Source organism: Streptomyces sp. SID11385, from assembly GCF_010548245.1.
GTDB lineage: Bacteria > Actinomycetota > Actinomycetes > Streptomycetales > Streptomycetaceae > Streptomyces.
The window spans coordinates 1-14,743 of sequence record NZ_JAAGLR010001147.1; the positions used below are offsets into that span (position 1 = coordinate 1).

Consider the following 14,743-nt stretch of genomic DNA (forward strand, 5'->3'; position numbering starts at 1 on the left):
GCGGCGAGCGCCGTGTCGCGCTCCCAGTCGGTCGCCGTCGTCACGGCGCGCCGGAACTCGCGCGTCGCGGCGTCCTCCGCCGTCGCCTCGTCCGCGAGCAGCTCGCCGATCCGGTCGGCGACCTGCATCGCCGAGGCGAGCTGCGGCGCGCCAGGGCCGTGCGCGCTGTCGAGCAGCCACACGTACCCGTACACCGTCCCGCCGTGCCGCACCGGGAGGCAGACCCGGTCGCGCAGGACGCCCGCCTCCGGCGCGGCGGGGATGCGGACCGGACCCGTCGCGCGCGCGATGCCGAAGCCCTCGAACCACGCCCGGACGGCGGCGGACGAGGTGCGCGTCAGGATCGTGCGGGTCCGCACCTGGTCGAGCGCGTCCTCGGGGCCGCTGTCGTGCGCGCCGAAGGCGATGAGCCCGAAGTCCTTGTCCTCCAGCGTCGCCGGGGCACCGAGCAGCGCGGAGATCTCGTCCACGAGTTCCTGGTAATCGGCCTTCACTCCGCCATTGTCGCGCGCCCCACGCGGTCCTTTCATACAAATGTCTGAGAACCGTACGGGGGATGCGTGACAGGTGTCGATGGCACACACGGCGCGGCGTCCCGAGAATCAGCAGTGACTGCGGTGTGTCCCCGTGCACACAGGGCACGCGTGCACACCGGCAGCGCCCCTGTCGCATCCCCTCGCGGCAGGCCCTCGATCCGCCTTCCCCGCCCCACCCCCCCCGGGCGGGGGAGGCGCCCGTCCGCATCGTGGAGGTCCCCGTGCTGGGTCCCGTGATCCTCGCCGCGTCGCGCAGCGACCGGCTGCGCCGCGTCATCTCGGCCGCGCCCGTCACCAAGCCGGTCGTGAACCGCTTCATCCCCGGCGAGAGCGTCGACCAGATCGTCCCGATCATCGTCGACGCCACCAGCAGGGGCCTGGAGCTGACGATGGACGTCGTCGGCGAGGACATCACGACGCCCGGGCAGGCCGCCGCCGCGCGCGACGCCTACCTGGAGCTGATCGAGCACCTCAAGGCCCTCGACCTCGGCACCCGCGCCGAGATGTCGGTGAAGCTCTCGATGTTCGGCCAGGCCCTCCCGTCGCCCGCCACCACCCTCAACGGTGAGGCCTCCGGCCCCGCTGCCGCATTCCAAGGGGGCCACGAGCTGGCCCTCGCCAACGTCCGCCCCGTCGTGGAGGCCGCCGCCGCGATCGGCACCACGGTCACGCTCGACGCCGAGGACCACACGACGCTCGACTCGATGTTCGCGATCCACGAGGAGCTGCGGAAGGACTTCCCGCAGACCGGCTGCGTCATCCAGGCGTACCTCTTCCGCACCGAGGACGACGCGCGCCGCCTCGCCGCCGCCGGCAGCCGCGTGCGCGTCGTCAAGGGCGCCTACAAGGAGCCCGCCTCCGTCGCGTACCAGGAGAAGGCGGAGATCGACAAGGCGTACATCCGCGTCCTGCGCATCCTCATGGAGGGCGACGGCTACCCCATGGTCGGCTCGCACGACCCCCGTATCGTGGAGATAGCGCAGGAACTGGCGCGCCGCGCGGGCCGCAAGCCCGGCGACTTCGAGTTCCAGATGCTGTACGGCATCCGCTCCGAGGAGCACGTACGGCTCGCCCGCGAGGGCCACCGCATGCGCGTCTACACCGCGTACGGCACGGACTGGTACGGCTACTTCATGCGGCGCCTCGCCGAGAAGCCCGCCAACCTCCTCTTCTTCCTGCGCTCGGTCCTCACCAAGAACTGAGAACCGGGGCTCCGTCCTCGCCGAGCACCGCCCGCGCGGCGGCCCCCCGCACCGCGCACCCCCGACCCCCAAGGAGAACGGACACCATGGACGCTGTGACCCAGGTCCCCGCCCCCTACAACGAGCCCGTCCACGGCTACGCGCCCGGCAGCCCCGAGCGCGCCCGCCTGGAGACCAGGCTCAAGGAGCTGGCCGAGAACCCGATCGAGCTGCCCATGACCATCGGGGGCGTCAAGCGCCTCGGCGGCGGCGAGGAGTTCCAGGTCGTCCAGCCGCACGCCCACGCCTCCGTCATCGGTACGGGCCGCGGCGCGACGAAGCAGGACGCGCAGGATGCGATCGACGCCGCGCTCGCCGCCGCGCCCGCGTGGCGCGCGATGTCCTTCGACGACCGCGCCGCGATCATCCTGCGCGCCGCCGACCTGCTCTCCGGCCCCTGGCGCGAGACCATCGCCGCCTCCGTCATGCTCGGCCAGGGCAAGACCGCCCAGCAGGCCGAGATCGACGCGCCGTGCGAGCTGGTCGACTTCTGGCGCTTCAACGTGCACTACGCGCGCCAGATCCTCGCCGAGCAGCCCCCGGCGAACTCGCACACCGTGTGGAACCGCATGGACCACCGGCCGCTCGAAGGCTTCGTCTACGCGATCACGCCGTTCAACTTCACGGCGATCTCGCTCAACCTGCCGACCGCGCCCGCGCTCATGGGCAACGTCGTCGTGTGGAAGCCGTCCCCGACCCAGACGCACGCCGCCGTCCTCATGATGCGGCTCCTGGAGGAGGCCGGGCTGCCGCAGGGCGTCATCAACCTCGTGACGGGCGACGGCATCGCCGTCTCGGACGTCGCGCTGAACCACCGCGACCTCGCGGGCATCCACTTCACCGGTTCCACCAAGACCTTCCAGCACCTGTGGAAGACGGTCGGCGCCAACATCGAGAAGTACCGCACCTACCCGCGTCTCGTCGGCGAGACCGGCGGCAAGGACTTCGTCGTCGCCCACCCGAGCGCCGATCGCGCCGTCCTCAAGACCGCGCTGACGCGTGGCGCCTTCGAGTACCAGGGCCAGAAGTGCTCCGCGACCTCGCGCGCCTACCTCCCCGCCTCGCTCTGGAACGACGGCTTCAAGGAGGAGTTCGCGGCCGAGGTCGACGGCATCGCCATGGGCGACGTCACCGACTTCAAGAACTTCATCGGCGCCGTCATCGACGAGCGCGCCTTCGCCAAGAACAAGGCCGCCATCGACCGCGCCAAGGCCGACGACACCTGCACGATCGTCGCGGGCGGTACGTACGACGACTCGGTCGGCTACTTCGTGCGCCCGACCGTCATCGCCTGCACGGACCCGGAGAACGAGGTCTTCACGACCGAGTACTTCGGCCCGATCCTGGCCGTCCACGTCTACGAGGACGACCAGTACGAGGCCATGCTCGACCAGATGGAGTCGGTCTCGGACTACGCCCTGACCGGTTCGGTCATCGCGAACGACCGCGCCGCCGCCGCCTTCACGATGGACAAGCTCCGCTACGCGGCCGGCAACTTCTACATCAACGACAAGTCGACCGGTGCCGTCGTCGGCCAGCAGCCCTTCGGCGGCGGCCGCGCCTCCGGCACCAACGACAAGGCCGGGGCCCCGCAGAACCTCCAGCGCTGGACGCTCACGCGCGCCATCAAGGACTCGCTGGTCTCCCCGACCGACTACACGTACCCGCACATGGGCTGAGCCCCGTCCCCCTGACCCCGCCCCCGGCCCCGGTGCTCATACCGGCCGGGGGCGGTGCCCTTTCCGGGACGGGTACGGGGCGCGACGGCGCGCACGGTAGGGGGCGCCGCGCCGCCCCCGCGCGGAGGCCGCCCCCGCGCGGACGCCGCCCTCGCGCACGCGACGTACCCCACGCCCCGTACCCCTGTCCCCAGCCCTAAGCATCCGCTTAGTATGGGCGGGACGCCCCCTGCCCCCGGAGACCACCATGGCGAAGCACACCCCCGGCACGAGCGACTCCCTCCTCCTCTCCCGCAGGGACATCGACTTCCTCCTGCACGAGTGGCTCCACGTCGAGGACCTCACCACCCGCGCGCGCTACGCCGAGCACGACCGCGACACCTTCGACGCGGTGCTCGACCTCAGCGAGACCCTCGCGACGCGCCACTTCGCCCCGCACAACAAGCTCGCCGACGCCCACGAGCCGACCTTCGACGGCGAGCGCGTGCACGTCGTTCCCGAGGTCGGAGAGGCGCTGAAGGTCTTCGCCGGGGCCGGCCTCACGAGCGCGGGACTCGACGCCTCGGTCGGCGGGATGCAGCTGCCGCGCGTCGTCACGGACGCGTGCTTCGCGTGGTTCCAGGCGGCGAACGTCGGCACCTCCGCGTACCCGTTCCTCACCATCGGCAACGCGAACCTCCTGCTCGCCCACGGCAGCCGGGAGCAGATCGACACCTTCGTGCGGCCCATGGCCGAGGGCCGCTGGTTCGGCACGATGTGCCTCTCCGAGCCGCAGGCCGGCTCCTCGCTCGCCGACGTCCGCACCCGCGCCGAGCACGCCGGGGACGGAACGTACCGCCTCTTCGGCAACAAGATGTGGATCTCGGGCGGCGACCACGAGCTGACGGAGAACATCGTCCACCTCGTCCTCGCGCGCACCCCGGGCGGCCCGGCGGGCGTCAAGGGCCTCTCGCTCTTCGTCGTGCCCAAGTACCTCGTGGCGGCGGACGGCGGCCTCGGCGCGCGCAACGACGTCGTGCTCGCCGGGCTCAACCACAAGATGGGCTACCGGGGCACGACCAACACGCTCCTCAACTTCGGCGAGGGCGCGCACCGCCCGGGCGGGGAGCCGGGCGCGGTCGGCTACCTGGTCGGCGAGGAGAACAAGGGCCTCGCGTACATGTTCCACATGATGAACGAGGCGCGCATCGGCGTCGGCCTCGGCGCCACGGCCCTCGGCTACACCGGCTACCTGCACGCGCTCGACTACGCGCGCACGCGCCCCCAGGGCCGCCCCGTCGCCGCGAAGGACCCCGCGACGCCGCAGGTCCCGATCATCGAGCACACCGACGTGCGCCGCATGCTCCTCGCCCAGAAGGCGTACGTGGAGGGCGCGCTCGCCCTCACGCTCTACTGCGGCCGCCTAGTCGACGAACAGCGCACCGCCCCCGACGAGGCCGCGCGCGAGGAGGCCGGGCTGCTCCTCGACATCCTCACGCCGATCGCCAAGAGCTGGCCCTCCCAGTGGTGCCTGGAGGCGAACAGCCTCGCGATCCAGGTGCACGGCGGCTACGGCTACACGCGCGAGTACGACGTCGAGCAGTTCTACCGCGACAACCGCCTCAACCCCATCCACGAGGGCACGCACGGCATCCACGGCCTCGACCTGCTCGGCCGCAAGGCGGTCATGAAGGACGGCGCCGCGCTGCGCCTCCTGCTCGGCCGCGTCGAGGACACGGCGCGGCGCGCGGCCTCGGCGGGCGGCGACGCCGCGACGTACGCGACGTCCCTGCGCGAGGCGGCGACGCGCCTCGGCGCCGTGACGGCGCGGCTGTGGCAGGGCGGCGACCCGCGCACGGCCCTCGCCAACGCCTCCGTCTACCTGGAGGCCGCCGGGCACGTCGTGCTCGCGTGGATCTGGCTCGAACAGCTCCTCGCGGCCGGTGCGGGCGAGGGGAACTTCTACGCGGGCAAGCGGGCCGCCGCGCGGTACTTCTTCCGGTACGAGCTGCCGCGCACGGCGCCGCAGTTCGCACTCCTCGAAAGCCTGGACACGACGGCGGCCGACATGGAGCCCGACTGGTTCTGAGCACCGGGCCCCGGCGCTGAGCACCGGGCCGGGCCCGGCCCGGTTGCGGCACCCGGGCGGGGGAGTGTGAGGGGGGCGGCTCCGGCGCACGCGGCGTGGCGCGTGCGCCGGAGCCGTCTCAGATAGTAGGAAGTCCGAGTAATTGTGGAGACAGCGACGCCGAGCTGTCCTAGCTTTGTAGGAGCCGGACTGTTCTCGCCCGACCTGGCGAAGGCGGTCGTGTGCCGTGGCCCCGCGCAGGCGAACCCTGCGGGCCCGGTCCCCGCCCCGGACGGCGCGCACCCCGTGGTCCCCGTACCCCGGCATCCCGCCGGACGTACCCGGCCCCTCGGGCCCCCGTCGCCACAGTCCACCCACCACGCCCCATCCGGCCGCGCCGCGCCCCGGCGCGGACCGTACCGGCGTGCCCCCCACCGCCCACGGGCCACCCGTGGACCTGGACCTGCAAGGAGTCGATCCTCATGGCCGCAGAGACGACCGTCCGCCGAGTCCGCCACTCCGCCACGCGCAGCGAGGCCGAGCGCCGCAACGCCGCCGCAGCCCTCCAGCGCGCCCTCGACCGCCGCGACAACGGCGGCCAGACGGGGCACTGAGGCGCCGCGCCCCGCGCGCGCCTGACGCGATGTCGCGCGCCGAGACCTGAGGCGACGTCGCCTCGCGCGGTCCGCCGCGCCCCGTTCCGTCGCGCCGCCGCGACCTCGCCCCCTCCCCGTACCGCCCCGTAGCTGGTACACATACGCCACCGGGAGCCGCCGGTTCGCCCGGCCGGCCCGCGACGACGCGGGCCGGCCGGCACCTTCGCGCGAGGCGTCCGGGTCAGCGCGTGATCGTGAAGTGGTCCACCCGCTCGCCCGTCTCCGCGAGCGCCGTGACCTCCAGCTTCGGCCGCGCCCCCGCCGTCACCTGGACCGCGAGGAACGAGAAGCCCGTGTAGCGCACGCGCGACCACTCGACGGCCTCGGTGACCTTCCCCGCGTCCGTCCAGTGGTACGAGGCCACCGAGTCCACGTGCTGCTCGTGCCCCTCGTACGAGTCCGGCGCCGGGAAGTCGTAGAGCGCCTTGCCCGCGCCGCCCGCCGTCACGTAGACGATGCCGTCGCGCGTCGAGGAGACGGACTCGCCGATCGGCACGGTGCGCGCGACCTGCCCGCCGCGCAGCGCGTCGGTGCGCTCGTAGACGTGGTTGTGGCCGTTGACGACGAGGTCGACGCGGTACTTGTCGAAGAGCGGCACCCACGCGTCGCGCACCCCGCCGTCCGAGGCGTGCGCGTTCGTCGTCGAGAAGGCGCAGTGGTGGAAGAAGACCACGACGAAGTCCACGTCGCGGTGCGCGCGCAGCTCCTTCAGCTTCCGCTCCAGCCACTTCGTCTGCGCGCCGCCCGTGTACCCGGTGTTCGCCTTGATCTCCAGGCTCACGTCGTTGGCGTCGAGCGCGACGACGCCGACGTTGCCGTAGACGAAGGAGTAGACGCCGGGCGACTTCTCCTCGTCGAGACCGCCCTTCGGCAGCGACCAGCGCGCGTTCTGCCCGCCGTAGCCGTTCGGCGAGTACCACGCCTCCATGTCGTGGTTGCCCGTCGTCACCATCCACGGCACCTTCGACGCGACCGACTCGGTCTGCGCGAGGAACTGGTCCCACACGCGGGCGTCGTAGGTGTCGCCGTCCTTGCCCTGCCCGCTGCTGTCCGCGTAGCAGATGTCGCCCGCGTGCAGGTGGAACGACGGGTTCTGGCCGAGGATCAGCGCGTCGTTGGCGAGCGCGTCGTAGGAGACGCCCTGGTCGCCGAAGGCGGTGAAGGTGAACGACCCGGGGCGCGAGGGGGCGGTGCGGAAGCTGCCGACCGTGCCGATGTTGCGCGGGTCGGCCGGGTCGAAGCCGGTGTGGCCGATGCCGTAGTAGTACGTCGTGTCCGGGCGCAGCCGCTCCAGCTCGACGTGCAGGTAGTACTGGTCCACGGCCGGGAGCTTCGAGGTGAGCGCCGGGGTGTGCAGCGCGCGTACCTCCGCGTCGATCTTCCGGCTGAGGTCCCACGGGTGCGTACCGACGCGCAGGAAGGGCCGCTTGACCGGCAGCGGCACCTGCCAGCTCACCGTCATCTGCGTGCGCGGGTCGGCGCCGAAGGCGAGGTGGCGCGCGAACGGGGCGACGAGCGAGCCGTCGACGCGGGACGCGGCCGAGGAGGGCAGGAAGGCGGGCGACGGGGCGGGGGTGCGCGCCGGCGCGCCCTGCGCGACGTGCTGCGCGGCGTTCGCGCTGCCGCCCAGCACGCCGAGGCCCGCGACGGCGCCCGCCGTGACCGTGCCCGCGCGCAGCGCCGAACGCCGGCTCAGCTTGCGGCGCAGGTACTCGTGCTGCTCGGGCATCGTCATGCGGGAAGCGAGGTGGTCGGGGATGCCGACCCGTGGTGTCTCCATGAGCGGAAGGTCCCACTCGCGCGTGGCTTGCGTGTGGCGTACAGGTGTCCGAGACGCGACCGGTCGGCAATGTGTCCGTATGGTGGACGCCGCGTGTCAGGCAGTGGGACGAGGAGTACGGTGCCCGCATGTCGCGCAGCATCAATCTCGCAGTCATTTCCGGTGACGGCATCGGCCCCGAGGTCGTGTCGCAGGGCCTGAAGGTCCTGCGCGCCGTCCTCCCGCAGGACGCCAAGCTGGAGACCAAGGAGTACGACCTCGGCGCCCAGCGCTGGCACCGCACGGGGGAGACCCTCCCGGACGCGGAGCTCGAAGCGCTGAAGTCGCACGACGCGATCCTCCTGGGCGCGATCGGCGATCCCTCGGTGCCCTCCGGGGTCCTGGAGCGCGGGCTGCTCCTCAAGCTCCGCTTCGCCTTCGACCACTTCGTCAACCTGCGCCCCTCGCGCCTCTTCCCGAACACGCCGACGCCGCTCGCGGGCAGCCCCGAGATCGACTTCGTCGTCGTCCGCGAAGGCACCGAGGGCCCGTACACGGGCAACGGCGGCTCGCTGCGCACCGGCACGCCCGCCGAGGTCGCCACCGAGGTCAGCGTCAACACGGCGTACGGCGTCGAGCGCGTCGTCCGCGACGCCTTCGCCCGCGCCCAGGCGCGCCCGCGCAAGAAGCTGACCCTCGTCCACAAGAACAACGTGCTCGTCTACGCGGGCCACCTGTGGAAGAACACCTTCGACAAGGTCGCGGCCGAGTACCCCGAGGTCAGCACCGACTACCTGCACGTCGACGCCGCGACGATCTTCCTCGTCACGCAGCCCGAGCGCTTCGACGTCATCGTCACCGACAACCTCTTCGGCGACATCCTCACCGACCTCGCCGCCGCCGTCACCGGCGGCATCGGCCTCGCCGCCTCGGGCAACATCAACCCGAGCGGCGCGTTCCCCTCGATGTTCGAGCCGGTCCACGGCTCCGCGCCCGACATCGCCGGCCAGGGCAAGGCCGACCCGACGGCCACGATCCTCTCCGTCGCGCTCCTGCTGCGGCACCTCGGTCACGAGGCCGAGGCCGCCCGCGTCGAGGAGGCCGTCACGGCCGACCTCGCGGCCCGCGACGGCTCGCCACGCACCACCGAGGAGATCGGCGACGCCCTCGCCGCCCGAGTAGCCGGCTGACCCGGCAGGTACGACCGCGGACAACGCCGTACCACCCCTGCTCCACCGAGCACCACAGCCGCCGGGCCACGCACCACCGCCCGGCGGCTTCGGTGCGTCCCGGGGTACGTGACCTGTGCGACGTCCCCCCTCCGCGCCGCCGATTCCGCGCCCGCACCGTTCCGCTGTTCGAGCGGGCGAGCGATAATCGGACACGGAGCCGCGACATCGCACGATGCTCGGACGTCCTACTACCCAGACGAGAACCGAAGGAAGAGTCATGACGCCGACGATCGAGCTGAAGCCCACCGCGACGCCCCTCTCCGACGCCGAGCGCGAGGCGATCCTCACCGCCCCGGGCTTCGGCCGGCACTTCACCGACCACATGGTGACGATCAAGTGGACCGAGGGCCGCGGCTGGCACGAGGCCCAGCTCGTCCCCTACGCGCCGCTCTCGCTCGACCCGGCGAACATGACGCTGCACTACGCGCAGACGATCTTCGAGGGCCTCAAGGCGTACCGCCGCCCCGACGGCTCCGTCGCGACGTTCCGGCCCGAGGCGAACGCCGAGCGCTTCCAGCGCTCCGCGCGCCGCCTCGCGATGCCCGAACTGCCCGTCGAGACCTTCGTCGCCGCCTGCGACGCGCTCGTGCGCCAGGACAAGGCGTGGGTCCCCGCGCACGGCGAGGCCAGCCTCTACCTGCGCCCCTTCATGATCGCCACGGAGGTCGGGCTCGGCGTCAAGCCCGCCAACGAGTACCTCTTCGTCGTCATCGCCTCGCCCGCCGGCGCCTACTTCTCCGGTGGCGTCCAGCCCGTCTCGGTGTGGCTCTCCGAGGACTACGTGCGCGCCGTCAAGGGCGGCACGGGCGCCGCGAAGACCGGCGGCAACTACGCCGCCTCGCTCGTCGCGCAGGCCGAGGCCGCCGCCAAGGGCTGCGACCAGGTCGTGTGGCTCGACGCCGTCGAGCACCGCTGGGTCGAGGAGATGGGCGGCATGAACCTCTACTTCGTCTACGGCGACCACATCGTCACGCCGGAACTGAGCGGCTCCCTGCTCCCCGGCATCACGCGCGACTCGCTCCTCACCCTCGCCCGCGAACTCGGCTACACCGCCGAGGAGCGCCGCATCTCGACCGAGGAGTGGAAGCGCGACACCGAGGAGGGGCGCCTCACCGAGGTCTTCGCCTGCGGTACGGCGGCCGTCATCACGCCGGTCGGCACGGTCAAGTCCGCGGGCGCCGAGTGGACCCAGGGCGACGGCACCCCCGGCACCGTCACGATGCGGCTGCGCGAGGGACTGCTCGCCCTCCAGTCCGGCGCGGCCGAGGACACGCACGGCTGGATGCACGAACTCGGCTGAGTGTTCGCACGCGGTTGATTCGTCCGGGGGTAAGGCGCGTCATCCTGGATGACGCCCCTTACCCCCGGGCACCGTTCGCCCCATGGAACGACAGCACGGCCGGTCCCGGCAGCAGTGGAAGAAGATCGGGGCCGGCTCCGCCGGGAACATGGTCGAGTGGTTCGACTGGTTCGTCTACGCGAGCTTCGCGCCGTACTTCGCGAGCGCCTTCTTCCCCGAGGACGACGCGACGGCCCGGCTCATGAACACCGCGGGCATCTTCGCGGTCGGCTTCTTCCTGCGCCCGGTCGGCGGCTGGCTCCTCGGCCGCGTCGGCGACCGCAGGGGCCGCAAGGCGGCGCTGACCCTCACCGTCTCGCTCATGTCGGCCTCCGCGGTCCTCATCGCCGTCGCACCCACCTACGGCGTCGCCGGCTACGGCGGCGCGGCCGTCCTCCTCCTCGCGCGGCTCCTCCAGGGACTCTCGGTCGGCGGCGAGTACGCGGCGAGCGCGACGTACCTCACGGAGGCGGCCGCACCGCACCGCCGCGGCTTCGCCTCCAGCTTCCAGTACGTGTCGATGACACTCGGCCAGATCCTCGGCCTCGCCCTGCTCCTCCTGCTCCAGCACGCCCTGAGCGACGCGGCGCTGCACGCGTGGGGCTGGCGCGTGCCCTTCGCCGTGGGCGCGCTCGGCGCGGGCGTCGTCCTGTGGCTGCGCCGCACGATGCTGGAGACGGAGGTCTACGAGGCCGACGCCGCGCCCGCCGACCGGGGCACCGTCCGCGCGCTGCTGCGCCACAAGCGCGAGGCGCTGCTCGTCGTCGCGCTCACGATGGGCGGCACGGTCGCGTACTACACGTACACGACCTACCTCACGAAGTACCTCGCGAACACCGCCGGGCTGCCGAAACGCACGGCGACGCTCGTCTCGCTCGTCGCGCTCCTCGTCTTCGCCGCGCTCCAGCCGCTGGCGGGGGCGCTCTCGGACCGCGTGGGCCGCCGCCCCCTCCTCATCACCTTCGCGCTCGGCTCGACGTTCCTGACCGTCCCCCTGCTCACCCTCCTCGCCCACGCGAAGAGCTTCTGGCCCGCGCTCGGCCTCTCGCTGGTGGCGCTGGTCGTGGTGACCGGCTACACGTCGGTCAACGCGTGCGTGAAGGCGGAACTCTTCCCGACGGGCGTCCGCGCCCTCGGCGTCGCCCTCCCGTACGCCCTCGCGAACGCGGCGTTCGGCGGCACGGCCGAGTACGTCGCGCTGTGGTTCAAGAACGCGGGCGCCGAGAGCGGCTTCGCCTGGTACGTCGCGGGCTGCGCGGCGGTCTCGCTCGTCGTCTACGTGTCGATGCGCGAGACCCGCGACCTGGACCTGACCGGTGGCGCCGCCCCCGCGCACGTCCCGGGCCCCGGCCCGGCACCCGAGCCCCGTACGGAACCGGCCTGAGCCGCCCCTCGGCCCGCATCCTGAGACGCCCCCTCCACCCCCGCGTGCCGCTGTGGCACACTGCCTCCATGCTCGTTCGCGCCATGATTATCGGCCGCAGCGCGCCGGTCCTTCGTGGCCGCTGATCCGCGATCCACACCTTCGCGGTCACGGCCACCGAGCCTCGGACCCGCGCGCAGACCTCTCGCACCCGCGAGGGGTCTTTTTCGTTTCCGGCCCCACCCGGCCGATGGACGGAGCGACGCGAGTGGAGAGGCGACGGAGCCACCACGCAGCCCCCTTTCCGAACCCCACAGGAGCCCCAGCCCATGACCGCCACACCCGACGCCCAGGAACCGGCCCCCACGCCCGGAGCCACCGCCGCCCCCACCGCCGACGCCGCCGTCGCCCGTGACTTCCACGTCTTCGACACGACGCTGCGCGACGGCGCCCAGCGCGAGGGCATCAACCTCACCGTCGCCGACAAGCTCACCATCGCCCGCCACCTCGACGACTTCGGCGTCGGCTTCATCGAGGGCGGCTGGCCGGGCGCCAACCCGCGCGACACCGAGTTCTTCGCCCGCGTCCAGAAGGAGGTCCCCTTCCGGCACGCCCAGCTCGTCGCCTTCGGCTCCACCCGCCGCGCCCACACCAAGGCCGCCGACGACGCGCAGGTCCAGGCACTCCTCGACTCCGGCGCCCCCGTCATCACGCTCGTCGCCAAGTCCCACGACCGCCACGTCGAGCTCGCCCTGCGCACGACGCTCGACGAGAACCTCGCGATGATCGCCGACACCGTCGCGCACCTGCGCGCCCAGGGCCGCCGCGTCTTCCTCGACTGCGAGCACTTCTTCGACGGCTACCGCGAGAACCCCGCGTACGCGAAGGCCGTCGTCCGTACCGCGCACGAGGCGGGCGCCGACGTCGTCGTGCTGTGCGACACCAACGGCGGGATGCTGCCCGCGCAGGTCGGCGCGATCGTGCAGACCGTCCTCGCCGACACCGGCGCCCGCCTCGGCATGCACGCCCAGGACGACTCCGGCTGCGCCGTCGCCAACACCCTCGCCGCCGTCGACGCCGGCGCGACCCACGTCCAGGGCACCGCGAACGGCTACGGCGAACGCGTCGGCAACGCCAACCTCTTCCCCGTCGTCGCCGCCCTGGAGCTGAAGTACGGGCGCCAGGTCCTCCCCGAGGGCGCGCTGCGCGAGATGACGCGCATCTCGCACGCCATCGCCGAGGTCGTCAACCTCACCCCCGCCACCCACCAGCCCTACGTCGGCGTCTCCGCCTTCGCGCACAAGGGCGGCCTCCACGCCTCCGCGATCAAGGTCGATCCCGCGCTCTACCAGCACATCGAGCCCGAACTCGTCGGCAACCGCCTGCGCATGCTCGTCTCCGACATGGCCGGTCGCGCCTCCGTCGAGCTCAAGGGCAAGGAACTCGGCATCGACCTGTCGGGCGACAGGGAGCTCGTCGGCCGCGTCGTCGCGCGCGTCAAGGAGCACGAACTCAAGGGCTACAGCTACGAGGCGGCCGACGCCTCCTTCGAACTCCTGCTGCGCACCGAGGCCGAGGGCCGCGCGCCGCGCTACTTCCGTACGGAGTCCTGGCGGGCCATCGTCGAGGACCGCCCCGACGGCAGCCACGCCAACGAGGCGACGGTGAAGCTGTGGGCCAAGGGCGAGCGCATCGTCGCGACCGCCGAGGGCAACGGCCCCGTCAACGCGCTCGACCGCGCGCTGCGCGTCGCCCTGGAGCGCATCCACCCCGAACTCGCGGGCTTCCGCCTCACCGACTACAAGGTGCGCATCCTGGAGGGCCGCCACGGCACCGAGTCCACGACCCGCGTCCTCATCTCGACCGGCGACGGCGAGACGGAGTGGTCCACCGTGGGCGTCGCGGACAACGTCATCGCCGCCTCGTGGCAGGCCCTGGAGGACGCCTACACGTACGGCTTGCTGCGCGCCGGGGTCACCCCTTCCGAGTGACGCGGGGACCGTGCGCGGGCGAGGAGTGACCCGCACGGGTGGACGAGGGAAAAGACCCGGGCCGCAAGGTGTAAAAGGAAGCTTTTGCCGCTCGGCCCGGGGCTGCCCCTCGGCTAGCGTCGAACGCATGAACCAGATCAGGCCGGGCCGCCCCGCGGTCGCTCCCCGGCCGGTCGCCGCAGCGCCCGCCCGCACCCGCGCGGTACCGGTGCTGCCCGGGCCCCGCGGCCGCGTGGTTCCGGTCCCGCCCCGGTCCCTGATCCGCGCGGTACGCGTGCCGCCCGCGCCCCGCACCCCCGTGGCCCCCCGGCTCCTCGCCCCGCTCCTCACCCTCCTGCTCGCCCTCGGCTCCTTCCTCGCGGCGGCTCCGGCGGCGGTGGCCGTGGACGCCGGGGTGCGGTCCGTCGCGCGGGCGCTGCGCGCCGATCCGGTGTACGTGGACCCCGCGATGCGCGCGGAGTTCTCGAAGGCGGGGGAGCGGGCCCTGGAACGGCGCATCGAGGACGGCGACCGGGCCGTCTTCGTCGCCGTGCTGCCGAGCGGCAGCCGCGCCGGGCAACTCCTCGACGAGCTGCGGCAGTCGACGGGCATCGCGGGGGTCTACGCGGTACGGCTCGGCGACACCCTGTACGCGCGCGCCGACGACACGGTCCTGGGCGCCGGCACGGTGCGCCGCGCCGTGTCGGCGGTGCGCGCGCAGGCCCTGCCGCGACAGCTCGACGCCTTCGTACGGCTCACCCTGCGCTCCGCACGCGGCTCGGCCCCCGCCTCCTGGGGCCTCGCCGAGGACGACGACTGCCCCCTCGTCCCCGCCTTCCTCGCCTCCGGCGCCTTCGTTCTCGTCCTCGCCGGGACCTGGGCGCTCCTGCGCCGCCGCCGCGCCCGGCGCGAGCGCGCCCG

Annotated in this window: 9 protein-coding genes and 2 pseudogenes; 9 read left to right on the plus strand and 2 right to left on the minus strand. The window is 72.8% G+C overall.

All coding sequences use genetic code 11. The annotated features are described in order from the left end of the window. A pseudogene (locus G3I42_RS34910) lies at positions 1 to 494 on the minus strand (PucR family transcriptional regulator); the annotation flags it as partial. A gap of 263 nt (positions 495 to 757) precedes the next feature. Between G3I42_RS34910 and G3I42_RS34915 the strand changes: the two are divergent. From G3I42_RS34915 to G3I42_RS38340, 4 genes are all read left to right on the plus strand, one after another. Then, positions 758 to 1,738, plus strand: coding sequence for a proline dehydrogenase family protein (locus G3I42_RS34915; protein WP_164291667.1), 981 nt, complete (start codon positions 758 to 760; stop codon positions 1,736 to 1,738). An 86-nt stretch (positions 1,739 to 1,824) separates the two neighbouring features. Then, positions 1,825 to 3,456 carry an L-glutamate gamma-semialdehyde dehydrogenase gene (gene pruA / locus G3I42_RS34920; protein WP_164291668.1) on the plus strand — a complete coding sequence of 544 codons (1,632 nt, stop codon included), beginning with the start codon at positions 1,825 to 1,827 and terminating at the stop codon, positions 3,454 to 3,456. 247 nt (positions 3,457 to 3,703) lie between these two features. After that, positions 3,704 to 5,524, plus strand: coding sequence for an acyl-CoA dehydrogenase (locus tag G3I42_RS34925; RefSeq protein ID WP_164291669.1), 1,821 nt, complete (start codon positions 3,704 to 3,706; stop codon positions 5,522 to 5,524). A gap of 461 nt (positions 5,525 to 5,985) precedes the next feature. Then, positions 5,986 to 6,117, plus strand: a complete 132-nt coding sequence (locus tag G3I42_RS38340; RefSeq protein ID WP_007821745.1) for a hypothetical protein — start codon at positions 5,986 to 5,988, stop codon at positions 6,115 to 6,117. A 223-nt stretch (positions 6,118 to 6,340) separates the two neighbouring features. Here G3I42_RS38340 and G3I42_RS34930 read toward each other — a convergent pair whose 3' ends face one another. After that, positions 6,341 to 7,939 carry a metallophosphoesterase family protein gene (locus G3I42_RS34930; protein WP_164291670.1) on the minus strand — a complete coding sequence of 533 codons (1,599 nt, stop codon included), beginning with the start codon at positions 7,937 to 7,939 and terminating at the stop codon, positions 6,341 to 6,343. Between the two features lie 128 nt (positions 7,940 to 8,067). On the opposite strand from G3I42_RS34930, the gene G3I42_RS34935 reads away from it, so the two are divergent. The 5 genes and pseudogenes from G3I42_RS34935 to G3I42_RS34955 form a co-directional block, all read left to right on the plus strand. Continuing rightward, the gene (locus G3I42_RS34935) at positions 8,068 to 9,108 is read left to right on the plus strand and encodes a 3-isopropylmalate dehydrogenase (protein WP_164291671.1); all 1,041 of its coding nucleotides are present in this window, start codon (positions 8,068 to 8,070) and stop codon (positions 9,106 to 9,108) included. A 259-nt stretch (positions 9,109 to 9,367) separates the two neighbouring features. After that, complete coding sequence (locus G3I42_RS34940; protein WP_164291672.1) at positions 9,368 to 10,450, plus strand: branched-chain amino acid aminotransferase; 1,083 nt, start codon at positions 9,368 to 9,370, stop codon at positions 10,448 to 10,450. Between the two features lie 82 nt (positions 10,451 to 10,532). Next, the gene (locus G3I42_RS34945; protein WP_164291673.1) at positions 10,533 to 11,873 is read left to right on the plus strand and encodes an MFS transporter; all 1,341 of its coding nucleotides are present in this window, start codon (positions 10,533 to 10,535) and stop codon (positions 11,871 to 11,873) included. 308 nt (positions 11,874 to 12,181) lie between these two features. After that, positions 12,182 to 13,843 (plus strand): citramalate synthase, encoded by a 1,662-nt coding sequence (cimA, locus tag G3I42_RS34950; protein ID WP_164291674.1) that lies wholly within the window; start codon positions 12,182 to 12,184, stop codon positions 13,841 to 13,843. Positions 13,844 to 13,970: 127 nt separating this feature from the next. Further along, positions 13,971 to 14,743 (plus strand): annotated as a pseudogene (locus G3I42_RS34955) (hypothetical protein); the annotation flags it as partial.